Here is a 24854-nt window from a genome sequence, read left to right on the forward strand (position 1 = left end):
AATGTGGGAGATCCTTGTGGGAGCGAGCTTGCTCGCGAAAGCGGTGTGTCAGTCAACGAGATGTCGAATGTGCCGACACTTTCGCGAGCAAGCTCGCTCCCACAGGGGGATTTTTGTTGGAATTCGATATCTGGTTAAAAATTAGCCAGTGTTCTGCGGGCCATGAACAGCAGGGCCTGCAGTCCCTTTCACTCAGGTTATCCACAGGCAGTTCCACAGCCATTGTGGGTAACGCAGCACAGCTCAATGACAACCGTGTGACTGCCAGACCCGCTGCGCGCTGTGATGGAGGATGCCGTGGCGGCGGGCGAGGGCGTGGCGATCCTTGCTGTAACCGCCGCCGATCACGCCCATCACCGGAATGTTGCGGCCCAGGCAATGGCGCATCACGCTTTCATCACGGGCGGCGACGCCCTCGTCGGTCAGTTGCAGATAACCGAGGGCATCGTCCTTGTGCACATCAACGCCGGCGTCGTACAGCACCAGATCCGGTTGATACAGCGGCAGCAAATAGTTGAGCGTGTCATCCACCACCTTCAAATAATCGGCATCGCCCATACCTTTTGGCAGCGGAATGTCCCAGTCACTTTCCGCTTTGCGTGCAGGAAAATTCTTCTCGCAGTGCAGGGAAACGGTAATCGCCTCCGGCGTGTCATGGAGAATCCGTGCGGTGCCATCGCCCTGATGCACATCGCAGTCAAAGATCAGCACGCGATTCACGCGGCCGCTTTGCAGCAGGTAATGGCTGATGATCGCCAGGTCATTGAAAATGCAGAAGCCCGCCGGGTAATCGTAATGCGCATGATGGGTACCGCCGGCCAAGTGGCAGGCCAAGCCATGCTCCAGGGCTTTTTCCGCCGCCAGTATCGAACCGCCGACGGCCCGCACCGTACGCCGCGCCAGCGCTTCGTTCCACGGCAAGCCAAGGCGCCGCTGGTCTTCGCGGGACAACTCGCCGCTCATGTAGCGTTCGATATACGCACGGTCATGGGCGAGGGCGAGGATGTCGTTGGGGCAGATCTCGGGCCGCAGCAGGTCGGCGTCGCGGGTCAAACCGCTGTCGACCAGGTGATCGCGCAGCAGACGAAACTTGTCCATCGGGAAGCGGTGATCCGCCGGAAACTCGGGGCTGTAGTCTTCGTGGTAGATCAACGGCAGTGACATGGCGATTTCATGTAGGAACGTAGGAAAGAGTGAAGGATCCTACCAGCGATGTAGACTTGCGGCATGGAAACGGAGGGGCACGATGGAGCCGATACTGGAACTTGAGAGCGCGCGCTTGCTGATGCGTCAGTGGCAGGACGAGGATTTGCCGGCATTTGCCGCGATGTGCGCCGATCCTCAAGTGATGCGTTATTTTCCAGCACCGTTGAGCCGACTGGAAAGCGCTTCAATGATCGGCCGTGTGCGCGGGCATTTTGCCGAGCACGGTTTCGGCTTGTGGGCGCTGGAGCGCAAGGACAGCGGCGAATTCATCGGTTTCACCGGGCTCGGCGTGGTCGGTTTCGACGCGTCATTTACACCCGCGGTGGAAATCGGCTGGCGCCTGGCCAAGGAACATTGGGGCCTGGGTTATGCCAGTGAAGCGGCGTGGACCGCTCTGCGCTGCGGCTTTGATCGCTTGGCCTTGAAGGAAATCGTCTCCTTCACCGCGCAAGTCAATCTGCCTTCGGAGAAAGTCATGCAGGCGATCGGCATGCATCATGCCCCGGATGATGATTTCGATCACCCCAAACTGGCCGTCGATCATCCGTTGCGCCGGCATGTGCTCTACCGCATCACCCGCGAACAATGGCTGCAAACCTTGCATGGATAAGCCGACACGGACGTTTACAATGGCCTCCATATCATTGGCCCGCGCCAGAATCTGAATCGGCCGCCGCAGCCAAGACTGCGCGGCATAGTGCTTTGTGTGAGGAGAGTCTGAATGAGCCAAGTGTTGGAAGATCTGGTCGACCTGCTGACCCTGGAACCGATCGAAGAAAACCTGTTCCGTGGCCGTAGCCAGGACCTGGGTTTTCGTCAGTTGTTCGGTGGCCAGGTGCTCGGTCAGTCGCTGTCGGCGGCCAGTCAGACGGTTGAAGAAACGCGCCATGTGCATTCGATGCACGGCTATTTCCTGCGCCCGGGCGATGCCAAGTTGCCGGTGGTCTATTCGGTTGACCGCGTGCGCGATGGCGGCAGTTTCAGCACGCGTCGGGTTACCGCCATTCAGAAGGGCCACCCGATTTTCACCTGCAGCGCATCGTTTCAATACGACGAGGCAGGCTTCGAGCACCAGAGTCAGATGCCGGTGGTGGTCGGCCCGGAAAACCTGCCGTCGGAGCTGGAGTTGACTCAGCAACGCGCACACCTGATCCCTGAGCACATGCGTGAAAAATTGCTGTGCCCGAAACCGATCGAAGTGCGCCCGGTCACCGAAAAAGACCCGTACAACCCGCAGCCGGCCGATCCCGTCAAATATGTGTGGTTCCGCGCTGACGGCGCATTGGCCGACATCCCGGCGCTGCACAAATACTTGCTGGCTTACGCCTCGGACTTCGGTTTGTTGACCACCTCGATGCTGCCCCACGGCAAATCGGTCTGGCAGAAAGACATGCAGGTCGCCAGCCTCGATCACGCGCTGTGGTTCCACAACGATTTGCGCGCCGATGACTGGTTGCTTTATGCGATGGACAGCCCGTGGGCCGGCAATTCCCGCGGGTTTTCCCGTGGCAGCGTGTACAACCGCGCCGGGCAACTGGTCGCGTCGGTGACGCAGGAAGGCTTGATCCGTCATCGCAAGGATTGGGCATGAGCCTGAAGGATGTGAAGCACTGGGTGTTCGACATGGACGGCACGCTGACCGTCGCCGTGCATGATTTTGCGGCGATTCGCGTGGCACTGGCGATTCCGCCGCAGGACGACATTCTTACTCATCTCGCTGCGTTGCCAGCGGATGAGGCAGCGGCGAAACACGCCTGGTTGCTGGAACACGAAAGGGATCTGGCGCTGGGTTCGACCCCGGCCACCGGCGCGGTGGAACTGGTGCGTGATCTGCATGCGCGCGGTTATCGCCTCGGCATTCTGACCCGCAATGCGCGGGAACTGGCGCATGTGACGCTGGAGGCGATTGGTCTGGCTGACTGCTTTGCCGTTGAAGACGTTTTGGGCCGCGACGAAGCGCCACCGAAGCCGCATCCGGGTGGTTTGCTGAAACTGGCAGAGGCCTGGGAAGTGCCGGCCAGCGCGATGGTGATGGTCGGTGATTACCGCTTTGATCTGGATTGCGGGCGAGCGGCGGGCGCGCGGACGGTGTTGGTGAATTTGCCGGATAACCCGTGGCCCGAGTTGGCCGATTGGCATGCGAAGGATTGTGTCGAATTGCGCAGGATGTTGTTTACCTGACATCTCGGTTGTTTGATCTGGCCTCATCGCTGGCAAGCCAGCTCCCACAGGGATTTTCAGTGGATGCAAAATGTGTGCGACACAACCCACTGTGGGAGCTGGCTTGCCAGCGATGGCGGCAGATCATTCAATGCAGGACTTATTCAAACAACGCCTTCTGCCCCTCCGGCGAGGTCAACATGCCATCGCCGTTATGCCCGACCCCGGGCACTTCGATCAGTCGCTGATTAACCCCTTCCGGATGCCGACGCAGTAAATAGCCGAAGTACAACTTCCCACGCTCCAGGCGATACGCACCCTGCGCTTCTGCTTCACAACCCTTGTCCAGTGCCGGATGCTTGGGATCGATGTCCTGCTGGCCGAGCAGATAAATCACCTCGCGTTTGACGTAACTGCTCTCAAGCTGCAACGGCGTTTGCCCACCGGCGTACACCGGCATGTCTGACAAACCGTACTTCCAGCGGTTGAAGCCCACGCACTTGGCATGATCGAACGCCACCGGTCGTTGTTCATTGAAATACGCATACGACGAAGGATTGGCGACCACGTAGCGCAAGCGGATGCCGTTGGCCTTCAGCGCCGGCTGATCCTTGGCGAGCAGGGCATAACGTTGCACCACCTGGCCGCCACCGGAGTGGCCGAAGATCACGATCTGCTTCACGTCCGGAAACTGTTTGCGGTCGGTGATCCGTCCGACGATCTCATCGAGTGCCGCATAGGAACTCAACGGATTCGGACCTGTGGATAACCCGCCGCCCATCCACTCGTTGCCCTGCCAGCGCAGCACGGTGGCAGGTAGCGAGTACAGTGCGACATCACTTTCATTGAGAAACTGCGGGGCGATCACCAAGGTGTGCGCGCTTTGCCCCGCCAGCTCGGCCGCGCTCTCGGCGCTTTTGCGATAGGTCTCGGCGTTGCGCAAACGGCCATGAATGACGATCAGCACGCGTTCGATTTTCTCCGGCGCAGGTCCGATGCCCACCGCCATTTCCCCGGCCTTGAGTTGCAAACGACCGGGGCTGATCGCATCGACACCGGCGGCTTGCGCAGTGCTGCCAACGATCAGTAACGCCAAAAGCCATTTATGCATTTACAGGTTTTTCGCCGCGAAGGTGTCGCACTGGCCGACCTGGCCCTGTGCGAATCCGGTTTTGAACCAGCGCACCCTTTGCGCCGACGTGCCGTGGGTAAACGAGTCCGGCACCACACGGCCCTGACCCTGTTGTTGCAGACGATCATCACCGATGGCGTTGGCCGCATTCAAGGCCTCTTCGATATCGCCCGGTTCCAGCCAGTTCAGGCGCTTCTGCGCACTGTAAGCCCAGACGCCGGCGAGGCAGTCGGCCTGCAATTCCTGGCGCACCAGCAAGCCGCCGTCACCTTCCATCTGCCGACCTTGCTGGCGGGCTGTCTGAATTTTCGCCGAGACGCCGAGCAGCGTCTGCACATGGTGTCCGACTTCGTGAGCGATCACGTAGGCCTGGGCGAAATCGCCAGCGGCTTTGAAGCGTTGCGACATTTCCTGGAAGAATGCCATGTCCAGATAGACTTTCTGATCGGCCGGGCAGTAGAACGGTCCGGTGGCGGAGGTCGCCAGACCGCAGGCGGAATTGACCCGATTGCTGAACAGCACCAGCGTCGGGTCTTTATATTGGCGACCGGCCTGCTGGAAGATCGCGCCCCAGGTGTCTTCGGTGTCGCCAAGGATCGAGCGGACGAATTCGGCCTGTTCATCATTGGCCGGCGGCGCCTGACGGGTTTGCGAAGTAGGGGCCGCTTGCTGCGTGCCTTGGCCGGTGAGTTGGCCGAGGATCTGCAGCGGGTCCTGTCCGGTGATCCAGCCGATGCCGACGATCAGCAGGATCGCACCGAGGCTCAGGCCCTTGCCGCCACCGAAGCGCATGCCACCGCCACCACCGCCCATGTCATCGCCACGGGCGTCGACGACGTTGTCACTGCGTCGGCCTTTTTTCCATAACATGTGGGAATCCTCTGTTTGTATCGGGTGCTGATGAGTGTTGCTGCTGTGTGAGTGTGGCGCCAGTCCGGTCGTCCGTCTATTGGCCACACGCAAACAGGCCCGGCCTCGTGCTGACGAGATCGGGCCTGTTATTGACGATGGCGAGGCCTGCGAATTCAATCGCGTGGCGGGTTTCTTTCAGCAGGTCATGGTTTAGCGATCAAAGGCATCCCACTCGGGGGCAAAATCCGGGCTGACCTGACGTTCGCGTTTCGACAGTGCGGCGATCAATGCGCGGTCTTCATCGTCCAGTTCAACCTGCAATGAGGCGAGGTTGGCCAGTTGATTGACGCGGCTGCTGGCCTTGGGAATCGCCGCGACGTTGGGCTGATCGAGCAACCATTTCAGTGCGACTTGAGTCGGTAGCACGCCGTGCTTTTGGGCGATCTGTTGAATCTGCGGGATGTCCGAGACCTTGTTGCGCGCCAGCGGGGTGTAGGCCGTCAGTGCCAGGTTGTGTTGATGGGCGTAGTCGAGCAGGGCGTTCTGGCCGAGCAGGACGTGGTACTCGACCTGAATCGCTGACAGACCAATCCCATATTCCTCGATGACTTTGCGCAGCAACGGCAGCGGAAAGTTCGCCACACCGATGTTGCGCGCCAGGCCCTGCTCCTTGAACGAGGCCAGCGTCTCGAGGGTACGCGGCAGATCCCAGTCGGTGGCTGGCCAGTGGATCATGAACAGATCGACGTAGTCGCTGCGCAAGGCTGTGAGGCTGCGGTCCATGGAGTGGCGCATCGCGTCGGGTTGCAGCTGATCCCACCAGACCTTGGTGGTGACGTGAATCTGCTCGCGCGGTGTCGGCGTATTCGCCAGTGCTTGTCCGACCGCGTCTTCGTTGTTGTAGGCCGCTGCCGTGTCGATGTGTCGATAACCCAGTTCCAGTGCTTGCTCCACGGCGCGGGTGCATTCGTCGCCGAGCATCGGCCAGGTGCCGAGGCCGAGTTTCGGCATATTCAAACCCTGGGCAATAACGATGGGATTAACGATGTGCTGCATGGTCGATCTCCTGTTCGAAAGCAGTCATGCCGGCAATGTGCCGGGCGGCGATGTAACCGAAAGTCAGTGCGGGGCCGAGGTTGATGCCGCCCGCCGGGTAGTGGCCACCCATGATGCTGGCCATGTCGCCGCCCGCTGCGTAGAGGCCGGTGATGGGGTGTTGGTTGGCATCCAGCACTTGCGCATGTGGATTGACCTTGAGGCCGGCAAACGTACCGAAGCAGCCCGGTTGGACTTTTACGGCGTAAAACGGGCCGGTTTCTATTGGGGCAACGCAGGGGTTGGGAAGGTTCGCCGGATCACCCTGTTTGCGGTTGTAGGGTGTTGTGCCGCGCCCGAACAAAGGGTCTTCACCATGGCGTGCATGGCGGTTGTAGTCGTCGAGGGTCTGGCGCAAAGCGCTCGGTTCTATGCCGCAAGCAGTGGCCAATTCTTCAACGGTGTTACCGGTTTTCAGATAGCCGCTGCGGATAAATTCTGACACGGGCAGCGGGAATGGCCGCGATATGCCAAGGCCATAGCTCCGTTGAAAGGCACGTGTGCAGATCAACCATGAGGCGACTTCTTCACCTTCCGGCGCAGCGGCGACCATCGCGCTGACGTAGTCGTAATAACCGTTGGCTTCGTTGACGAAACGCCGACCGTTACGCAGCACGCCGATGATGCCCGGTTTGCCACGCTCGATGATGTGTGGGAAATGGCCGATGCTGCCGTCGGAATGTGGCACTTGCGATACCGGCGCCCACGCCACGGGCGAAGCCACATCGGTATTGACCCGTGCACCGACGCTTTCGCCCAGGCGCAAACCATCGCCATTGACGGCCAGCGGCGGTAGCGCCCAATGTTCGTGACCCGTTGGTGTACGCGGGAACAAGGTTTTGCGCCGCTCGATGTCATTGGCAAAACCACCGGCGGCGAGCACCACGGCTTTGCGCGCATGAATGCGGAGCGGACCTTTACGGCTGTTGATCAAGGCGCCCGAAACACGATTTTCGTCGCGCAGTAATTCCGTTACCGGCGCCGATTCCCACAGCAACACGCCGAGGTCTTCGGCGGATTTCGCCAGCCGTGCCACCAGTGCCACGCCGTTGACCAGTTGCATCGCCCGGCCATGCACTGCGAGGTCGAACAGGTGCCGAGTGAAACGGTGGGTCACATGCCATGCGGCTTTCATTGAGCGCGTCAGATTGAGGAAAGCCGACAGATCCGTCCCGGCCATGATCGGCATGCCCATGAAGGATGTTTCGCGCATGGTCAAACGAAGTCGCTTGAGCAAGCGTCCGACCTTGCGGCCATCGTAGGGTGCGGCGATCACCGAGCGACCGCCGGTGCCAGCGCCGGGCGTGTCGCCATGAATGTCGGCAATGGCATTGCCATCGGCAAATTGCAGTGCGGTGTGCTGTTCGAAAAACGCGACCATGCGCGGCCCCGCCTGAAGGAAAGCATCGATCATCGCCGGGTCGAAATGTTCGCCCAGTTCATGGCGCAAATAGGTGCGCGGTTGTTCGACGTCTTCGACGATCCCGGCCCGACGAGCCAGTGGATTGCACGGCACCCACGCCCAGCCTCCGGACCAGGCCGTGGCGCCACCGAACACCGGGTCTTTCTCGACAACGATGACTTTCAAGCCATGCCATGCGGCGGTGACGGCTGCTGACAATCCGGCTGCGCCGGAGCCGACGATTAAAACGTCGCAGTCGATAGCGGGAAGTTCGGCAGGCATCAAACAAGGCTCCAGCGCTGGATTTTTGTGGAATTTGATTCCAGAAAATAACTATTGCTACCGTCGGCCTACAAGCCTTGATACGACAAACCGGGCGGTTATCGAACGCGCAGTTCCAGATTTCGCTTTGTGGTAGATGTCTTCTAGAATCGGCGAAATTTCATATGGATTTCCCCATGGCCGGCAGTCAAATCGAACGGGTTTTCAGCGTGCTGGAAAACCTCACCAGTGATCCGCGCGGGCTGCCGATGCAGACGCTGGCCGAGCAACTGGACATCCCCAAGAGTGCAACGCACCGCTTGCTCGCCGAGCTTATCCGTCTCGGCTACGTGCGACAGAATCCGGAAACCTTGCGCTATCACCTGTCGACCAAACTGGTCGCGATGGGCTTTCAATACCTGTCGAGCAGCGGTGCCGACATCGTCCAGCCGGTGCTCGACCGACTGGCGCAGGAGACCGGCGAACTGGTGCGTTTGGGCGTGATCGATGGCGAGCGGCAGACCTGGATCGCCAAGGCGCAGGGCGCGCGCAGCGGCCTGCGTTATGACCCGGACATGGGCCGCGATGCGCCGCTGTTCTACACCGCGTCCGGCCATGCGTGGCTGGCGTGCATGAGCGATGCCGAGGCGTTGTCACTGGTCGAGCGGCAAGCGGCGGAGGTGCCGGTGGGCATCGGGCCGAATGCGCCGCGCTCCAATATCGAGTTGCTGGAACGGCTGCGTCTGGCCCGCGAACAGGGCTATGCCTGGGTCGAAGAGAGTTCGGCAGTCGGCACTTCGGCGATTGCTGCGGTGGTGAAACATCCTGCGGATGGGCGGGTGATCGGTGTGCTGAGTATTGCCGGGCCGAGTGCGCGGATGCCGGGGGCGCGCTTGCATGAACTGGCGCCGCTGTTGCTGACGTTTGCTGAAGAATTATCCGCCGCCAGTCTGGCCTCTGAATTGTTCATGTAATCCGCATTCACACAGACTTATGTAGGAGCTGCCGAAGGCTGCGATCTTTTGATTTTTACAGACAAGATCAGAAGATCGCAGCCTTCGGCAGCTCCTACAGGGGATTTAGTGTTGGTCCAAAAACGTGCGGTGTTCGCACGGTTTTCGAGTCAACGGGTTTTGGATTATGGAACTCGGTTCTAAATTGTTGCTTGAGTGATATTCCAACAACAATTAGAAAAGGACCGCCCCTTGAATTCGCCCCTTCGAATCGCCCTTGTCGGCGCCGGCAACATGGGCCAACAACATTATCGGCACCTGCAAACCCTCACCGAAGCGACGCTCTGCGCAGTGGCTGACCCTGGGCCGCAAGCGCAAAGTCTTGCGGCTGAATGGGGCGTAAGGCATTTCGCCGATCATCGTCAGATGCTCGAGCACATAAGGCCGGACGCGGTGATCGTCGCCAATCCGAATAACCAGCACGTCGCTACGGCGCTCGATTGTCTGGCGGCAGGCATGCCGGTGCTGTTGGAGAAACCGGTCGGCGTGCACCTGGACGAAGCGCGTGCACTGGTCGCAGCAGTTGAAAGCAGCGGCGTGCCGGTGCTGGTTGGCCATCATCGGCGCCACAACCCACTGATCGTGCGCGCCCGTGAGCTGGTGCAGAGCAGGGCGCTCGGGCGTTTGACCACGGTCACTGCGTTGTTCCAGTTGCGCAAACCTGACAGTTATTTCGAGATCCCGTGGCGCCGTGAAGCGGGGGCGGGGATGTTGCTGACTAACCTGATTCACGATCTCGATCTGTTGCGTCACCTGTGCGGTGAAGTGCGCTCGGTGCAAGCGATCACTGACAACTCAGTGCGCGGTTTCGCCAACGAAGACAGTGCGGCGGTGTTGCTGCAATTCGAGGGCGGTACATTGGGCACATTGAGCGGTTCCGATGCGGTTGCGGCACCGTGGAGTTGGGAGCTGGCATCCGGTGAAAACCCGGCGTATCCGCGTCAGCCGGATCAACCGTGTTATCTGCTGGCGGGTACCGCCGGAGCGTTGAGCATTCCGCAACTCAAGCGTTGGCATTACGCCGCTGATCAGGTGGATGCCGGTTGGCATGAACCCTTGTTGATGGTCGAAGAGTCCTACAGCGGTGACGAAGCTTTACGCTTGCAGTTACAGCATTTCGTACGCGTGGCACGGCGTGAAGTCGCGCCACTGGTGAGTGCGGCCGACGCTGCGCGCACTTTGGCGCTGAGCGAAGCCATTCGCGAAGCTGCCGCCACTGGCCGTGCTTGCTCCCCTGCACTGATCGAGGCTTGAACATGAGCGAACGAATCCTGTCCCTGGCCAGCCTGACCGTGCTGGAGTTGTCGCCACCGCAAATGGTCGAAGTGGCTGCACGTGCCGGTTACAGCCATGTCGGACTGCGCCTGGAACCGGCTACACCTGAGGAATATCACTTCCCGTTGGTAGGCAATGGCGATTTGCGGCGTCAGACGTTGCAACGCCTGCGCGAGACCGGTGTTCGCGTGCTCGACGTGGAAATCCTGCGTTTGAAACCGGAGACCGTCGTCGCCGATTTCGAGAAACTGCTGACGGTCGGTGCGGAATTTGGCGCGACTGAATTACTGGTCGCCGGTAACGATCCTGACGAGCAGCGACTCACCGATAACTTTGCCGCGTTGTGTGATCTGGCGGCGCCGTTCGGTTTGCATCCGCACCTGGAGTTCATGCCCTGGACGGATGCGCGCAATCTGGAGCAAGCGCTGCGGATTGTGGAAAGCGCTGATCGGGAAAATGCGGCGGTTTTGGTCGATGCCTTTCACTTTGATCGTTCGGCTTCACGGCTTGAGGATCTGCAAACGGTGTCGCCGTCGAGGCTGCGTTATGCGCAGTTATGTGATGTCGCGGGTCCGCGACCGTCAGACATGGCCGAGATCTTGCGTCAGGCGCGCAACGAGCGGCGGTTTCCCGGCGAGGGCGATTGTGATCTGCTCGGGCTGCTGAAAGCGCTGCCGGCTAATATCCCACTGAGTCTGGAAATTCCCACGGTTAAACTGCTGGAGCAGGGTGTTAGCGGATTGCAGCGGGCGCAGATGGCGATTGATAGAACGCGGGAGTTGTTGGCGCGGCTGTAAACGGTGCTGCGCACCTAATCGCGGGCACGCCCGCTCCCACAAGGGGAGGCGAGACTGCCTGCGAAGCTTTTGATCTTTTACGGCTACACAAGGAAACCCAATGACCGTCAGCACCCCGCTCTCCGGTGTCAACCAACCCTTCAAGGGGATCTTGCTGATTGTTGTGGCGACCTTCCTGTTCTCCAGTCACGACGCATTGTCGAAATACCTCTCGGGTTTCTATCCGATCGTGATGGTGGTCTGGGCACGCTATCTGGTGCACACCTTACTGATGGCGGGGATTTTTCTGCCGCAGTCCGGGTTGCGCGTCCTGCGCACCAAGAAGCCGTTATGGCAGTTGACCCGAGCACTTTGCCTGCTCGGTACAAGCCTGTTTTTCACCACGGCCCTGCTGTATATCCCGCTGGCGGAAGCCACGGCGGTCAACTTTCTTGCGCCGGTTTTGGTGACGGCGTTGTCGGTGCCGCTGCTCAAGGAACGGGTGACACGCGGTCAATGGATCGCGGTGATCTGCGGCTTTATCGGCGTGCTGATCATCGTTCACCCGGGCGGTGAATTGTTCACCCCGGCGGTGTTGCTGCCGTTCTGCTCGGCGCTGTTTTTCTGCTTCTATCAACTGCTGACCCGCAAGCTCGCCGAGGTCGACAGCCCGACCACCAGCAACTTTTTCGCCGGGCTGTGCAATACGCTGGTGATGAGTGCACTGGTGCCGTTCTTCTGGCAGGTGCCGACGTTGACGCATGCCGGGCTAATGCTGGCGCTGGGCAGCTGTGGGATGACCGCGCATTTGTTTCTGACCCAGGCGTTCCGCCATGCCGCACCGGCGCTGCTGGCGCCATTCGGTTATTGCCAGATCGTGTTTGCCGGGATGTTGGGCTGGTTGCTGTTCAATCACACGCCGAGTGTGTTGACGATCATCGGTATTGCGGTGATCTGTTGCAGCGGGCTGGCGGCAGCGTGGCAGCAGAGCCGTCGCTGAAGAAACCGCAAACCCCTGTGTAGGAGCTGACGAGTGAAGCGAGGCTGCGATCTTTTGATCTTCAACATCAAGATCAAAAGATCGCAGCGTGCCGCAGCTCCTACAAGGGAGCCGGGTGTAGGCAGGTTACTCGGTGATGGTAGGAATCTTGCGCGGTGCCATGAAGTACATCCACGTCAGCGCAATGAAGTACATCGCCGGGATCAAGGTAAACAACACGGTGTAGTTGTTGTTGGTGACGGTGAGGATGTGGCCGACGATCTGGGTCATGAACATCCCGCCGATCGCTGCGCACATGCCGCCGAAACCGAACACCGTGCTCATCATGTGCTTGGGCGTGTAGTCCATCACCAGACTCCAGATGTTTGCGGTCCAGGCCTGATGCGCACCGATGGCCAGGGAAATGGCGGCCACTGCGACCCACAGATTGGCCGAGCCAGCCGCCATGACCACGCCGATGATGCAGCAGGCAAACAGGAACATCGACAGCAGCCGCGCCTTGATCGAATTCATCCCGCGACCGATCAGGAACGAAGACAGAATGCCGCCGCCGACGCTGCCGAAGTCAGCCGTGACGTAGATGATGATCAGCGGAATACCCATCTGGGTGACGTTGATGCCCAGGTTGTATTGCTGATTGAGAAACGGCGGCAACCAGTACAGGTAGAACCAGAACACCGGCGCGGTCAGCGAGTAGGCGAGGGCGAAGGCCCAGGTGCCGCGCATACGCAGAATCTTCGAGAACGGCACGCGGGCCTGTTCCGGTTCGACCTCTTTCTGGATGTAGTCCAGTTCGGACTGTTTAACACTCGGGTGATCTTCCGGGTTGAAGTACTTCAAGCCCCAGAACAGCAGCCAGATACCGCCCAGTGCCGACATGCACAGGAACGCCGCTTGCCAGCCCCACACGTGCAGGATCAGTGGCAGCAGCATCGGCGTGAACATCGCGCCGACGTTGGTGCCGGCGTTGAAGATGCCGGTGGCAACCGCACGTTCGCCGGCCGGAAACCACAGGCGCGTGGTTTTCACGCAGGCCGGGTAGTTGGCCGCTTCGGTCAGGCCGAGGATAAACCGGCAGACCATAAAGCCAACGGCCGAAGTTGCCAGACCATGGGCACCGGTGGCCAGGCTCCAGAGCAGCACGGCGCAGAAGAACACGCGTTTGACGCCGACCCGGTCGATCAGTCGACCTTGCAGGACGAAACCGATCGCGTAGCCGACCTGAAACCAGAAGTTGATGTTGGCGTAATCCATCGCCGTCCAGCTCATTTCCTTGGCGAGGATCGGCTGCATGACGCCGAGGGCGGCGCGGTCGATGTAGTTCAGGGTGGTGGCGAAAAACACCAGCGCCAGCATGCCCCAACGGGTCTTGCCGACGGCCATGGCGCCGCGGATCTTGTCGCCGATGCCACCCGTGGCAGTGCTCATGGCCGGAGCCATGCGGGAAGTCTGTGAAGGAATCATGTGTTCCACCCGTTTTTGGATTTGTTATTTGGTGTGCTTTTTTCTGTGCACGCTGCGACCGGTGGTTCAGATCCGGACTCAATGTGCAGCCGATGTTGGGCAGTGGACGAAAAATCGTCAATTCGCCAAACCGCCATTGTGTTCGATAATCGCACGCAAAACTAACCGGGTAGTACACTTTAAATTGCTGCGCGCGGGGATGCAGCCAATAATTTCCCTCACTATAAAAACCATCCTGTGCAGGAGCTGCCGCAGGCTGCGATCTTTTGATTTTGCTTTTCAGCAATAAGGATCAAACGATTGCCGGCTTCGGCGGCTCCTACGTAAAGATAAAGCGGCGCAGTCCGGGAGTTGAATAATGCAGCGTTCCATTGCCACCGTTTCCTTGAGCGGCACCCTGCCGGAAAAACTCGAAGCCATCGCCGCCGCCGGGTTCGACGGGGTGGAGATTTTCGAAAACGACCTCCTGTACTACGACGGCAGTCCGCGGGAAATTAAACAGATGTGCGCCGACCTCGGCATCGCCATCACCCTGTTTCAGCCGTTCCGCGATTTTGAAGGCTGCCGCCGCGATCGCCTGGCGCGCAATCTGGAGCGGGCCGAACGCAAGTTCGACCTGATGCAGGAACTGGGCACCGATCTGGTGCTGGTCTGCAGCAATGCCTCGGCCGACAGCGTCGGCGATCAACAAATTCTGGTCGATGACCTGCGCCTGCTGGCCGAGCATGCCGGTGCGCGCGGCTTGCGCATTGGTTACGAAGCGCTGGCGTGGGGCCGTCACGTGAATACTTATCAACAGGTCTGGGACATCGTGCGTCAGGCCGATCATCCAAACCTCGGCGTGTTGCTCGACAGCTTTCACATCTTGTCGTTGAAGGGCGATCCCCGCGCCATCGCCGACATTCCCGGCGACAAGATCTTCTTCGTGCAAATGGCCGACGCGCCGATCCTGGCCATGGACGTGTTGGAGTGGAGCCGGCATTTCCGCTGTTTCCCGGGGCAGGGCGAATTCGATCTGCCGGGGTTCCTCGCGCCGATCATCCAGAGTGGCTACACCGGGCCTCTGTCGCTGGAAATCTTTAACGACGGCTTCCGCGCCGCGCCACCACGGGCCAATGCTGCCGACGGTTTGCGTTCGCTGCTGTACCTCGAAGAGAAAACTCGCCAGCGTCTGGAGCAGGAAGCGACGCCTGTGGCCAACCGTGAAATCCTTTTTGAAACGCCTAAGGCCAGCGAGTACAACGGCATTGAGTTTCTCGAGTTCGCCGTTGATGAAAGCCTCGGCGCCAAGCTTTCGAACTGGCTGGAGCGCCTCGGGTTCGTCAAGGCCGGGCAGCACCGCTCCAAGAGCGTGAGCCTGCTGCGTCAGGGCGACATCAACCTGATCCTCAATTCCGAACCGTATTCGTTTGCGCACAGCTTTTTCGAGGCCCACGGCCCGTCGCTGTGCGCCACCGCCGTGCGGGTCAAGGACAGCGCCAGCGCTCTGGCCCGCGCCGTCGCTTACAAAGGCCAGCCTTATCGCGGACTGGTCGGCCCCAATGAACTGGAGCTGGCGGCCGTGCGCGCACCCGACGGCAGTCTGATTTATCTGGTTGATGAAGAGGCGGATGTCTACGGCACCGATTTCAATCTGTTGCCGGACGCCACGGCCCGTGGCGGTCTCAAACGCATCGACCACATGGCCATGGCACTGCCGGCCGACAGCCTCGACAGTTGGGTGCTGTTCTATAAAAGCCTGCTGGATTTCGAAGCGGACGATGAAGTGGTGCTACCCGACCCCTATGGTCTGGTGAAAAGCCGCGCGCTGCGCAGCCGCGACAGTTCGATCCGCTTGCCGTTGAACATCTCCGAGAACCGCAACACCGCGATATCCCATGCGCTGTCGAGTTATCGCGGCTCCGGTGTGCATCACATCGCCTTCGATTGTGACGACATCTTCGCCGAAGTGAGTCGTGCCAAAGAGGCAGGTGTGCCGCTGTTGGATATTCCGCTCAACTATTACGACGACCTCGCCGCACGCTTCGATTTCGACGACGAGTTCCTCAGTGAACTGGCCTATTACAACGTTCTGTACGACCGTGATGCCCAGGGCGGTGAGCTGTTCCACGTCTACACCGAACCGTTCGAAGGGCGTTTCTTCTTCGAGATCATCCAGCGCAAGAACGGCTACGCCGGTTACGGCGCGGCGAACGTCGCGGTGCGTCTGGCGGCGATGGCCAAATCACGCAGTGGCGCCGTGCGCCAGGCGAAGTTGTAGGAAATTCGTAAACGCGGGATTAAACACAGGCCGCGCGGCTTCCTTCACTGTGCTGCGCGGCCCATAATCGCCGCCTGTGCAGTGATGGCCGTGAGCCCGCAATGACAATGAATACAGAACTTAGCGCCGCTCCTGAAGTGTCCGCCGTTGAGCCGCGCAAGAGTCGCAAGAACAACCCGGAAAAGACCCGCGAGAACATCCTGCAGGAGGCGATCGTCGAGTTCGTCCAGCAGGGTTTGTCCGGCGCTCGCGTCGATGCGATCGCCGAGCGCATCCACACCTCCAAACGCATGATCTATTACTACTTCGGCAGTAAGGAGCAGTTGTACGTCGAGGTGCTGGAAAAGCTTTACGGTGATATCCGCAACACCGAAAACCGTCTGCACCTGGCCGAGTTGGCGCCGGTTGAGGCGATTCGGCGATTGGTCGAGTTCACTTTCGATCACCACGACCGCAACGTCGATTTCGTGCGCATCGTCAGCATCGAAAATATTCACAACGCTGAATACGTTAAGCGTTCAGATGCGATCAAGGCGATGAACAACACCATCCTCGATTCACTCGGCGAGATTCTGCGTCGTGGCGCTGAAGAGGGTGTGTTCCGTGCCGGGCTTGATGCCCTGGATGTACATTTGCTGATCAGTTCGTTCTGCTTCTATCGCGTTTCGAACCGGCACACGTTTGGCGAGATTTTCCAGATCGATCTGCCCGATGAAAGCATCAAGCAGCGGCATCGCGAGATGATTTGCGAATCGGTGCTGCGCTACCTGCAAGCCTGAGGCATTCCAGTGTGGGAGCGAGCAGGCTCGCTCCCACAGGGGGAAAGCGTTCAACCATTCATGCTTTGAAAATGCGCGAGCATCCGCTGCGCATCCGGCGCCACGCCGCTGAACAACTCAAACGCTTTCACCGCTTGAAACACCGCCATATTGCCGCCATCCAGGGTCCGGCAACCGAGCGCGCGGGCATTGCGCAACAATTCGGTTTCCAGCGGGAAATACACAATCTCCGCCACCCACAATTCCTTGCGCAACAGCTCAATCGGCACCGGCATGCCCGGCAGTTTCAACATGCCCATCGGCGTAGTGTTCACCAGACCGTCGGCTTTATTCAGCGTGCTCGGCAGATCCCGACCGGCCACCGCACGACCAACGCCAAAATGCTGATTGAGATTGTTCGCGAGGCTCTCGGCGCGCTCACTGTCGACGTCAAAAATGCTCAGTTGCTGCACGCCTTCGCTCAACAACGCGTGGGCCACTGCCGCGCCAGCGCCTCCAGCGCCCATCTGCACAACACGCTCACGGGCCGCGTCCTTCAGACCACGGCGAAAGCCTTCGGCGAAACCGAGGCAGTCAGTGTTGTGTCCGACGCGCTTGCCGTCCTTCAGCACCACGGTGTTCACCGCGCCGATGCCCTTGGCTTCAGGCGACAACTCATCGAGCAGCGGGATGATCGCCTGCTTGCACGGAAAGGTAATGTTCAGCCCGGTGTAGTTCATCCGCTCGGCCGCCAGCAGCAGGTCGGGCAGGGCACTGCTGTCCATTTTCAGTTGATCGAGATCGATCAGGCGATACAGGTAACGCATGCCCTGCGCATCACCTTCGTGCTCATGCAGCGCCGGTGTGCGGGATGCCTGAACGCCTGCCCCGATCAGCCCGGCGAGAATCACGTTATAGCGAGACATGCGATTCACCCCTTCAGCCGTTGACTGAAATGTTCCAGCGCCAAGCGATAGCCATGGCTGCCAAAACCGGCCATCACCGCCGTGGCGATTGCCGAGACAAACGAGTGATGACGAAACGGTTCGCGGGCATGGACGTTGGACAGGTGCACTTCGATCACCGGCAACTCACTGGCCACCAACGCATCGCGAATCGCCACCGAAGTGTGCGTCCACGCTGCCGGGTTGATCACGATCCCGGCGCAACGGCCACGGGCCGCGTGAATCCAGTCGAGCAGTTCGCCTTCGTGATTGGTCTGGCGAAACTCCACGGCCAGGCCGAACTCTTCGCCAGCGCGACCGCACAACGCCGAGATGTCCGCCAGGGTTTCGTGACCATAAGTCGCCGGCTCGCGGGTGCCGAGCAGGTTCAGGTTCGGGCCGTTGAGCACCAGAACGATAGGGGGCATGAGGGGTGACTCCACTTATTGTTTTTGGCTTTGGCCGAGGGTTTTCAGCCTGTGGAGATAAAATGTACTAGATGGTTACCATGGTCAATTGAACAAAAATGCACGTGGCTTTTTATGTTCGGTGATCGCACAGAAGCAACATTGATCGAGATGTGCCGACAGCTTTGCTTACGTTTTTCACTGGAGATTGACCGGCTCATGACCTGTTACGACGCTAGCCTGAAAAGCGGTGAAGCGTCATGTGCCGATCACCAGTCGTCGGATTGGAAAGGAATCTTGAATTCTGAAACTTATTAACCTAACGGATGGGTTAGCATGAAGGTGTGCAGCTACAAAGGATTGTCGATTGTCATCATGTTGCGAGATGAGCATTGCCCCCCGCACGTTCACGTGAATGCAGGTAGCTGGAGCGCCCGATTACAGTTCAGTTTCTGGCACAACGATATTGAGCTTTGGGATGTCATGCCGCTTTCTCGCCGACCACCGTTAACCGTGCTGGAAGGCTTGTGTCGATCTCTTGAGCAGCCTGCTCATCTGCGACGAGCACGCGGGATCTGGTGGTCAGGATTGCAAACTGTCTGTCTCGACAATCAATTGTGGGACAGTCATTCAAACGAAGTGCTGGGGATGAAACTCGTCACTGACACGACATATAGAGTGGGATCGGCGCGTTATCTGCCAGAAGAGAGCAAAACTCTTCTGGCATTGATAGGCGCATTGGAAGGAGTGGAAATCGATTTATGACAGTCATCAAGGCTAAGCCATCCACGCATCGTCCCCTGACGGAGGAGATGATCGACGCCGCCATCCTGCAAGGGGAGGCACGCCGAGCGAGTAGCTTGCAGGCTGTCTCCGTAACCTTTGAAGAATCATCTCTGGTCATCCGTTTTGAGGATGGCAGTGGTGTGTTGCTTCCGGTGAACCAGTATCCAGAGTTTGACGGGTTTGATGCAGGCGATTACGAGGGGCTGACAGTCGGATTCGCAGGCACTGCGCTTTGCCATGAGGGCAAAGACCTTGACGTTTCCATTGCCGGGATGATTTCAGCGAGCCCTTCACTCATGAGGATGGCTGCGTCGGTGGTTGCTTCACGTAACGGTCGTCAAAGCAGTGCTGCAAAATCCGCAGCTGCTCGAGCGAATGGCAAAAAGGGCGGGCGCCCACGCAAGGCCGATCCTGCTTTGTAAGCACCCACAAAAAAGCCGTCAATCACGACGGCTTTCTCGTATCAGCTATCCCGCCATCAACGCCGGGTCAGCAACACACCCGATTCCATGTGATGCGTCCACGGGAACTGGTCGAACAACGCGCACTGGGTAATACGGTGCGTGTCGTGCAACTGGGCGATGTTGGCCGCCAAAGTTTCCGGGTTGCAGGAGATGTACAGGATGTTGTCGAAACGACGGGTCAGTTCGCAGGTGTCCGGGTCCATGCCGGCGCGTGGCGGGTCGACGAAGACGCTGCCGAACTCGTAGCTCTTCAGGTCGATGCCTTGCAGGCGACGGAACGGGCGCACTTCGTTGAGCGCTTCGGTCAGTTCTTCGGCGGACAAACGCACCAGCGTGACGTTATCCACAGCGTTTTCGCTGAGGTTGCTCAATGCAGCGTTGACCGAGGTCTTGCTGATTTCGGTGGCCAGCACTTTGCGCACGCGGGTCGCGAGCGGCAGGGTGAAGTTGCCGTTGCCGCAGTACAGCTCCAGCAAATCATCGGTACGATCACCCAATGCTTCGTACGCCCAGTTCAGCATCTTCTGGTTCACCGTGCCATTAGGCTGGGTGAACGCGCCTTCCGGCTGGCGATAGCTGAACGTGCGACCGCCGACGTCAAGTTTCTCGACCACGTAATCGAGGCCGAGCACTTCGCGTTTGCCCTTAGAGCGGCCGATGATGCTGACGCCGAGATCCGCCGCCAGTTTGGCCGCCGCTGTGTGCCAGTGCTCGTCCAGCGGACGGTGATAGCACAGGGTGATCATTGCATCGCCGGACAGCGTGGTCAGGAACTCGACCTGAAACAACTTGTGGCTCAGTGCCGAACTGGTCTGCCACGCCGCCTTCAACTGCGGCATCAACTGGTTGATGCGCAGGCTGGCGATCGGGAATTCTTCGATCAGGATCGGCGTGCGTTTGTCGTCCTGAGCGAACATCGCGTAATGCCGATCACCGCCCTCGCGCCACAGGCGGAACTCGGCACGCAGACGGAAGTTCTGCAGTGGCGAGTCGAACACCGTCGGCTCGGGGGCATCGAATGGTGCCAGCAGGTCGCGCAGGCGCGTGACCTTGGCTTCAAGTTGCTCGGCGTAAGCCTGGGAATCAAATGTCATGCGTTGAACCAACCCAACTTGATCACGAACAGAATCGACAGAATCACCAGCGCCGGGTTCAGCTCACGGGCACGCCCCGACAGCAGCTTGATCACGGTCCAGGAGATGAAACCGAACGCGATGCCGTTGGCGATCGAGTAAGTGAACGGCATGGCCAGCGCGGTCACCACGACCGGTGCGGCGACGGTGATGTCGTCCCAGTCTATTTCCGCCAGACCGGAAGTCATCAACACGGCGACGAACAGCAGTGCCGGCGCGGTGGCGAACGCCGGAACGCTGGCCGCCAGTGGCGAGAAGAACAACGCCAGCAGGAACAGGATCGCGACAACCACGGCGGTCAGGCCAGTACGGCCGCCCGCACTCACGCCGGCAGCGGATTCGATGTAACTGGTGGTAGTCGACGTACCCAGCAACGAACCGGCCATGGCCGCCGTACTGTCGGCGATCAGGGCGCGACCCATTTTCGGCATGTGGCCGTCCTTGCCCATCAGACCGGCGCGCTTGGCGACGCCGATCAGGGTGCCGGAGTTGTCGAACAGGTCGACGAACAGGAAGGCGAAGATCACGCTGACCAGACCGATGTCCAGTGCGCCTTTGATGTCCAGTTGCATGAAGGTCGGCGCCAGCGAGGGTGGCATCGAGGTCACGCCGTTGAACGGGGTGAAGCCCATCACGATGGAGACGATGGTCACCACCAGAATGCCGATCAGTACCGCACCGCGCACCTTCAGCGCTTCGAGGGCAACGATCAGGGCAAAGCCGAGGGTGGCGAGGATCGGCGCCGGGGCTTTCAAATCACCGAGGCCGACCATGGTCGCCGGGTTGCTGACCACGATGCCGGCGTTGTGCAGGGCGATCAGTGCCAGGAACAGGCCGATACCGGCAGCAATCGCCGAGCGCAGCGGCAGCGGAATGCTGTTGATGATCCATTCACGGATACGGAAAATCGACAACAGGAAGAAGCACACGGCCGAGATGAACACGGCACCCAGCGCCACTTGCCAGGTGTGGCCCATGTGCAAGACCACGGTGTAGGTGAAGAAGGCGTTCAGGCCCATGCCCGGAGCGAGGGCAATCGGGTAGTTGGCGATCAGGCCCATGATCGTCGAACCGATCGCGGCGGCCAGGCAGGTGGCGACAAACACTGCGCCCTTGTCCATGCCGGTCTCACCGAGAATGCTCGGGTTGACGAACAGAATGTAGGCCATGGCCAAGAAAGTCGTGATGCCCGCCAGAATCTCGGTGCGCACGTTGGTGTTGTGTGCCTTGAGTTGAAACAGCCTTTCCAGCATGTCTGCTCCCCGTGGCGCGCGTGGCGCCGTGAATGTATCGACCTCAACAGCAAAGCACAGACCGTCGCAAGCGCCTGAAAAATTGTGGTGGGCCGGAAAAAGCCGCGCATCATACCAGCAGCGTGAGGAATATGGCGGTTGTTGGTGTCGATCGTCGGCGAAGTTTTGCGTTGAAGCCAACTGCGCCATACTGCGCGCTGTTTTTTTCGGGGCGGGACGCGCATGAGCAGGTGCAGGATGAAGGTTTTGGGATTGATTGCAGCGCTGATGGTCGGGATGTCGACAGCCTGGGCGGCATCGGCACCGCCGTTGACGCAAGTGAAAGTGATCAAGGTTCAATCGCCGGCCTGCGGTCTTGAAGACATCGGCGATGGGCAAACGCAGACCCAATGCAATCACAGCGGACCGAATATCAAGGTTTACGTGCTCGAAGTCGGCTACGGCAAGAGCCAGCCTCAGGTCGCACTGGACGGCTTTGAAGTGAACGGCAGCCGTGCCCCGGTGTGTGCCTTTGATAACGGCAACCTGACCGAATGCACCCCCGGCAGTAAAACCGTCGGCTCTCTCTATACCTTCGATCTGTCGGGCAAACAGGAAGGCACCTTCACCTTCAGCAACACTTCGATCAACGCGCCCCGTAACACGATGTCGGCTCAGCTTTACATCAAGTAACGGCTGTCTGCGAACAGTGCCGGACAAAGCTGACTACGCTTGGAGGATCACCCAGCGGATAACGCCCATGACCTTTAGAGCCCTGATTACCCTCGCCGAGGGCATCGATGATCTGCAAAGCGTGACCCTGATCGACGTGTTGCGCAGAGCCGGCATCGAAGTGGTGGCGGCCAGTATTGAAGGACGACGCATGCTCACCTGCGCCCGTGGCACACGCCTGACCGCTGATGGCATGCTTGTCGACGTGCTGGCGCAAATCTTTGACCTGATTGTCTTGCCCGGCGGCGCCGTCGGTTCGCAACACCTGGCCGCACACCAACCACTGCAACAATTGCTCAAGGACCAATCCAGCGCCGGCCGCCTGTTCGCCGCCATCGCCGAATCCCCGGCGGTCGCCCTGCAAACCTTTGGCGTGCTGCGTCAACGCCGCATGACCTGTTTGCCCAGCGCCAGCCATCAACTCTCGGGCTGTACGTTTGTTGATCAAACAGTGGTGGTCGACGGCAACTGCATCACCGCGCAAGGCTCCAGCGCTGCGCTGGAATTTGCCCTGACGCTGGTCGAGCAACTGGGCGGCAAGGCCTTGCGGGCGAAAGTGGCGGGGGAGTTGTAGTGGCTTGAGGTGTCAGGCGTGGACAGCGATCAGTTCGATAACCGGTTGCTCCCGATGCTCCGCTTGCCACAGATCGTAGTCGGTTTGTACGCCTAGCCACACACGCGCCTTGCCAATGCCGGCACGCTCAAGACGCACAGCCAGATCCGGACTGATCGGCGCATGTCCGTGTAATACACGGGAAAGATGTGGGCGCGCGAAGCCCAAGTGTCGGGCCAACTCGGTCACGCTGATCCCAAGCTCGGGCAAGACATCCATCAGCAGTGTTTCACCGGGGTGTGGCGGGTTGTGCATGGGCATGAGCCTGCCTCCTGTCAGTGGTAGTCCAGATAATCGATCAGTTCGATATCCGAACCGACAAAACGAAAGATCACTCGCCAGTTGCCTGAAACGCTCAGCGACCAATACTCCGTCAGTTCACCTTTCAATCGATGCAGGCGCCAACCCGGAAGGTCCAGATCTGCGGGAAGCGTAGCGCGATCCATGAACTGCAGCATGCGCGACAGCCGTTTGGCGTGGTCGGCACGAATCCCGCGAGTCGAACCTGTTTCATAGAAGCCTCGAAGGCCTTTGTGCTGAAAAGATTTGATCATGGGCTCGAGTGTAAGGCGATACATTACACTCGGTGCGGTAACTATGTACCGCACCTTTCAGTTATTTTGTGTTTTGGAGGTTGTCAGACCTTCGCCTCTTCCACCGGCACATGCATCCGATCCCGATTAGCCAGCGTCGGAAACAACTTGATCCACGTCCCCGTCACCACCAGCGTGCCGATGCCGCCCATGACCACCGCCGGCACGGTGCCGAACCAGTGGGCGGTCACGCCGGATTCGAATTCGCCCAACTGGTTCGAGGCGCCGATGAACAGCCCGTTCACCGCGCTGACCCGGCCGCGCATTTCGTCCGGGGTTTCCAGTTGTACGAAGGAAGCACGGATGACCATGCTGATCATGTCCGCCGCGCCGAGCACCACCAGCACAGCCAGTGAGAACCAGAACGAGGTCGACAGGCCGAAAGCGATGGTCGCGACGCCAAAAATGCCGACTGCGGTGAACATCACCCGACCGACATTGCGCTCCACGGCAAACCGCGCCAGAAACAGCGACATCGCCAGCGCGCCAACCGCCGGTGCCGAACGCAGCAGGCCGAGGCCCCATGGCCCGGTCAGCAGGATGTCCTTGGCGAACACCGGCAACAGCGCCGTGGCGCCACCGAGGAGCACTGCGAACAAATCCAGCGAAATCGCCCCGAGAATGTCCGGGCGGCTGCGAATGAACCGTATCCCCGCCAGCAACGAATCCAGCGTCGCTTTGCCTTTGTTCAGCGGTGTTTGCCGCGCGGGCAGGTTGAGCATCAAGGTGCAGGCGATCACATAGAGCAACACCGTCGGGCCATAGACCCAGACGCTGCCGAATGCATAGAGCAAACCGCCCAGCGCCGGGGCGACGATGGTTGCTGACTGCTGCGCCGATTGTGCCGCTGCCACTGCCCGAGGGAACAGCGTGCCGGGCACGATGCTCGGCAGCAACGCCTGAGTGGTCGGCATTTCGAAGGAGCGAGCCGCGCCGAGCAGGAAGGCGAGGATGAAGATCATCTCGCGGGTCACATGGTCGGTGGCGCTGCCGATCGCCAGTGCGAGCGCGATCAAGGCCTGCAACGACTGACAGATCGCGGCGACTTTACGTCGGTCATAGCGGTCGGCGACATGCCCGGTGTGCAGCATGAACAGCACGCGTGGAGCGAATTCGACCAACCCGACCAGTCCCAGATCGAGGACGTTGCCGGTCAATTGATAGAGGTTCCAGCCAATCGCCACGGTGAGCATCTGGAAACCGCTGGCGGTAAAGATCCGCGCGAACCAGAAAGCGAGAAACGGACGATGGTGACGTAACAGCAGGGGCGCTTGGCTGGGCATCTGAAGGCAGGTC

At 59.7% G+C, this 24854-nt stretch carries 26 protein-coding genes; 13 read left to right on the top strand and 13 right to left on the bottom strand.

The window, feature by feature from the left end:
• Window positions 1-243: 243 nt before the first annotated feature.
• A complete protein-coding gene (locus ACIF4X_RS15010; RefSeq protein WP_397482732.1) occupies window positions 244-1164 on the bottom strand; it encodes a histone deacetylase in 921 nt (306 codons plus the stop codon).
• A gap of 82 nt (window positions 1165-1246) precedes the next feature.
• Here ACIF4X_RS15010 and ACIF4X_RS15015 point away from each other — a divergent pair, with 82 nt between their 5' ends.
• The 3 genes from ACIF4X_RS15015 to ACIF4X_RS15025 all read left to right on the top strand — a co-directional run bounded on the left by ACIF4X_RS15015 (window position 1247) and on the right by ACIF4X_RS15025 (window position 3387).
• Window positions 1247-1816, top strand: coding sequence for a GNAT family N-acetyltransferase (locus ACIF4X_RS15015; protein WP_397482733.1), 570 nt, complete (start codon window positions 1247-1249; stop codon window positions 1814-1816).
• Window positions 1817-1927: 111 nt separating this feature from the next.
• Window positions 1928-2797 carry an acyl-CoA thioesterase II gene (gene tesB / locus ACIF4X_RS15020; RefSeq protein ID WP_277759395.1) on the top strand — a complete coding sequence of 290 codons (870 nt, stop codon included), beginning with the start codon at window positions 1928-1930 and terminating at the stop codon, window positions 2795-2797.
• Window positions 2794-3387, top strand: coding sequence for an HAD family hydrolase (locus ACIF4X_RS15025; RefSeq protein ID WP_397482734.1), 594 nt, complete (start codon window positions 2794-2796; stop codon window positions 3385-3387). Before tesB ends, ACIF4X_RS15025 begins: the two co-directional genes overlap by 4 nt.
• Before the next feature lie 139 nt (window positions 3388-3526).
• Here ACIF4X_RS15025 and ACIF4X_RS15030 read toward each other — a convergent pair whose 3' ends face one another.
• From ACIF4X_RS15030 to ACIF4X_RS15045, 4 genes are all read right to left on the bottom strand, one after another.
• A complete protein-coding gene (locus ACIF4X_RS15030) occupies window positions 3527-4477 on the bottom strand; it encodes an alpha/beta hydrolase (protein WP_397482735.1) in 951 nt (316 codons plus the stop codon).
• Window positions 4478-5368 carry a neutral zinc metallopeptidase gene (locus tag ACIF4X_RS15035; RefSeq protein ID WP_397482736.1) on the bottom strand — a complete coding sequence of 297 codons (891 nt, stop codon included), beginning with the start codon at window positions 5366-5368 and terminating at the stop codon, window positions 4478-4480.
• Between the two features lie 192 nt (window positions 5369-5560).
• Window positions 5561-6406: an aldo/keto reductase gene (locus tag ACIF4X_RS15040; RefSeq protein ID WP_397482737.1), complete on the bottom strand. Its 846-nt coding sequence runs from the start codon at window positions 6404-6406 to the stop codon at window positions 5561-5563.
• Window positions 6390-8129, bottom strand: a complete 1740-nt coding sequence (locus ACIF4X_RS15045; RefSeq protein WP_397482738.1) for an FAD-dependent oxidoreductase — start codon at window positions 8127-8129, stop codon at window positions 6390-6392. The genes ACIF4X_RS15040 and ACIF4X_RS15045 overlap by 17 nt, the downstream gene beginning before the upstream one ends.
• A gap of 176 nt (window positions 8130-8305) precedes the next feature.
• Between ACIF4X_RS15045 and ACIF4X_RS15050 the strand changes: the two genes are divergently transcribed.
• The 4 genes from ACIF4X_RS15050 (at window position 8306) to ACIF4X_RS15065 (ending at window position 12172) form a co-directional block, all read left to right on the top strand.
• Window positions 8306-9082 carry an IclR family transcriptional regulator gene (locus ACIF4X_RS15050; protein ID WP_397482739.1) on the top strand — a complete coding sequence of 259 codons (777 nt, stop codon included), beginning with the start codon at window positions 8306-8308 and terminating at the stop codon, window positions 9080-9082.
• A 231-nt stretch (window positions 9083-9313) separates the two neighbouring features.
• A complete protein-coding gene (locus ACIF4X_RS15055; RefSeq protein ID WP_397482740.1) occupies window positions 9314-10375 on the top strand; it encodes a Gfo/Idh/MocA family protein in 1062 nt (353 codons plus the stop codon).
• A gap of 2 nt (window positions 10376-10377) precedes the next feature.
• Complete coding sequence (locus ACIF4X_RS15060) at window positions 10378-11193, top strand: sugar phosphate isomerase/epimerase family protein (protein ID WP_397482741.1); 816 nt, start codon at window positions 10378-10380, stop codon at window positions 11191-11193.
• Window positions 11194-11293: 100 nt separating this feature from the next.
• The gene (locus ACIF4X_RS15065; RefSeq protein WP_397482742.1) at window positions 11294-12172 is read left to right on the top strand and encodes a DMT family transporter; all 879 of its coding nucleotides are present in this window, start codon (window positions 11294-11296) and stop codon (window positions 12170-12172) included.
• 126 nt (window positions 12173-12298) lie between these two features.
• Here ACIF4X_RS15065 and ACIF4X_RS15070 read toward each other — a convergent pair whose 3' ends face one another.
• A complete protein-coding gene (locus tag ACIF4X_RS15070; protein WP_397482743.1) occupies window positions 12299-13636 on the bottom strand; it encodes an MFS transporter in 1338 nt (445 codons plus the stop codon).
• Between the two features lie 358 nt (window positions 13637-13994).
• Between ACIF4X_RS15070 and quiC the strand changes: the two genes are divergently transcribed.
• Together quiC and ACIF4X_RS15080 are read left to right on the top strand one after the other, a co-directional pair.
• Window positions 13995-15896, top strand: a complete 1902-nt coding sequence (quiC, locus tag ACIF4X_RS15075; protein WP_397482744.1) for a 3-dehydroshikimate dehydratase QuiC — start codon at window positions 13995-13997, stop codon at window positions 15894-15896.
• A gap of 101 nt (window positions 15897-15997) precedes the next feature.
• Complete coding sequence (locus tag ACIF4X_RS15080; protein WP_397482745.1) at window positions 15998-16675, top strand: TetR family transcriptional regulator; 678 nt, start codon at window positions 15998-16000, stop codon at window positions 16673-16675.
• Window positions 16676-16725: 50 nt separating this feature from the next.
• On the opposite strand, the gene ACIF4X_RS15085 is transcribed toward ACIF4X_RS15080, so the two are convergent.
• On the bottom strand, window positions 16726-17580 hold the full coding sequence (locus tag ACIF4X_RS15085) for a shikimate dehydrogenase (protein WP_397482746.1): 855 nt from the start codon (window positions 17578-17580) through the stop codon (window positions 16726-16728).
• Between the two features lie 5 nt (window positions 17581-17585).
• Entirely contained in the window at window positions 17586-18026 is a 441-nt protein-coding gene (gene aroQ / locus ACIF4X_RS15090) for a type II 3-dehydroquinate dehydratase (RefSeq protein ID WP_007909727.1), read from the bottom strand.
• A gap of 315 nt (window positions 18027-18341) precedes the next feature.
• On the opposite strand from aroQ, the gene ACIF4X_RS15095 reads away from it, so the two are divergent.
• Window positions 18342-18770: a DUF4160 domain-containing protein gene (locus tag ACIF4X_RS15095; protein ID WP_397482747.1), complete on the top strand. Its 429-nt coding sequence runs from the start codon at window positions 18342-18344 to the stop codon at window positions 18768-18770.
• Window positions 18767-19213 (top strand): DUF2442 domain-containing protein, encoded by a 447-nt coding sequence (locus ACIF4X_RS15100; RefSeq protein WP_397482748.1) that lies wholly within the window; start codon window positions 18767-18769, stop codon window positions 19211-19213. The genes ACIF4X_RS15095 and ACIF4X_RS15100 overlap by 4 nt, the downstream gene beginning before the upstream one ends.
• A 56-nt stretch (window positions 19214-19269) precedes the next feature.
• Here ACIF4X_RS15100 and trmA read toward each other — a convergent pair whose 3' ends face one another.
• Both trmA and ACIF4X_RS15110 read right to left on the bottom strand, forming a co-directional pair.
• Window positions 19270-20349, bottom strand: a complete 1080-nt coding sequence (gene trmA, locus ACIF4X_RS15105; protein WP_397482749.1) for a tRNA (uridine(54)-C5)-methyltransferase TrmA — start codon at window positions 20347-20349, stop codon at window positions 19270-19272.
• Window positions 20346-21641: an NCS2 family permease gene (locus ACIF4X_RS15110; protein WP_397482750.1), complete on the bottom strand. Its 1296-nt coding sequence runs from the start codon at window positions 21639-21641 to the stop codon at window positions 20346-20348. Before ACIF4X_RS15110 ends, trmA begins: the two co-directional genes overlap by 4 nt.
• A gap of 222 nt (window positions 21642-21863) precedes the next feature.
• On the opposite strand from ACIF4X_RS15110, the gene ACIF4X_RS15115 reads away from it, so the two are divergent.
• Together ACIF4X_RS15115 and ACIF4X_RS15120 are read left to right on the top strand one after the other, a co-directional pair.
• The gene (locus tag ACIF4X_RS15115) at window positions 21864-22313 is read left to right on the top strand and encodes a DUF4879 domain-containing protein (protein WP_397482751.1); all 450 of its coding nucleotides are present in this window, start codon (window positions 21864-21866) and stop codon (window positions 22311-22313) included.
• 67 nt (window positions 22314-22380) lie between these two features.
• Entirely contained in the window at window positions 22381-22926 is a 546-nt protein-coding gene (locus ACIF4X_RS15120) for a DJ-1 family glyoxalase III (protein ID WP_397482752.1), read from the top strand.
• A 12-nt stretch (window positions 22927-22938) separates the two neighbouring features.
• Here the strand turns inward: ACIF4X_RS15120 and ACIF4X_RS15125 are convergent, their stop codons facing one another.
• The 3 genes from ACIF4X_RS15125 to ACIF4X_RS15135 all read right to left on the bottom strand — a co-directional run bounded on the left by ACIF4X_RS15125 (window position 22939) and on the right by ACIF4X_RS15135 (window position 24841).
• Window positions 22939-23226, bottom strand: a complete 288-nt coding sequence (locus ACIF4X_RS15125; protein ID WP_095048728.1) for a HigA family addiction module antitoxin — start codon at window positions 23224-23226, stop codon at window positions 22939-22941.
• Between the two features lie 14 nt (window positions 23227-23240).
• Window positions 23241-23519 carry a type II toxin-antitoxin system RelE/ParE family toxin gene (locus ACIF4X_RS15130; protein ID WP_397482753.1) on the bottom strand — a complete coding sequence of 93 codons (279 nt, stop codon included), beginning with the start codon at window positions 23517-23519 and terminating at the stop codon, window positions 23241-23243.
• 83 nt (window positions 23520-23602) lie between these two features.
• Window positions 23603-24841 (bottom strand): MFS transporter, encoded by a 1239-nt coding sequence (locus ACIF4X_RS15135; RefSeq protein ID WP_397482754.1) that lies wholly within the window; start codon window positions 24839-24841, stop codon window positions 23603-23605.
• Between the last annotated feature and the right edge of the window lie 13 nt (window positions 24842-24854).

This window comes from Pseudomonas sp. NPDC085632 (assembly GCF_044541255.1).
Lineage (GTDB): Bacteria > Pseudomonadota > Gammaproteobacteria > Pseudomonadales > Pseudomonadaceae > Aquipseudomonas.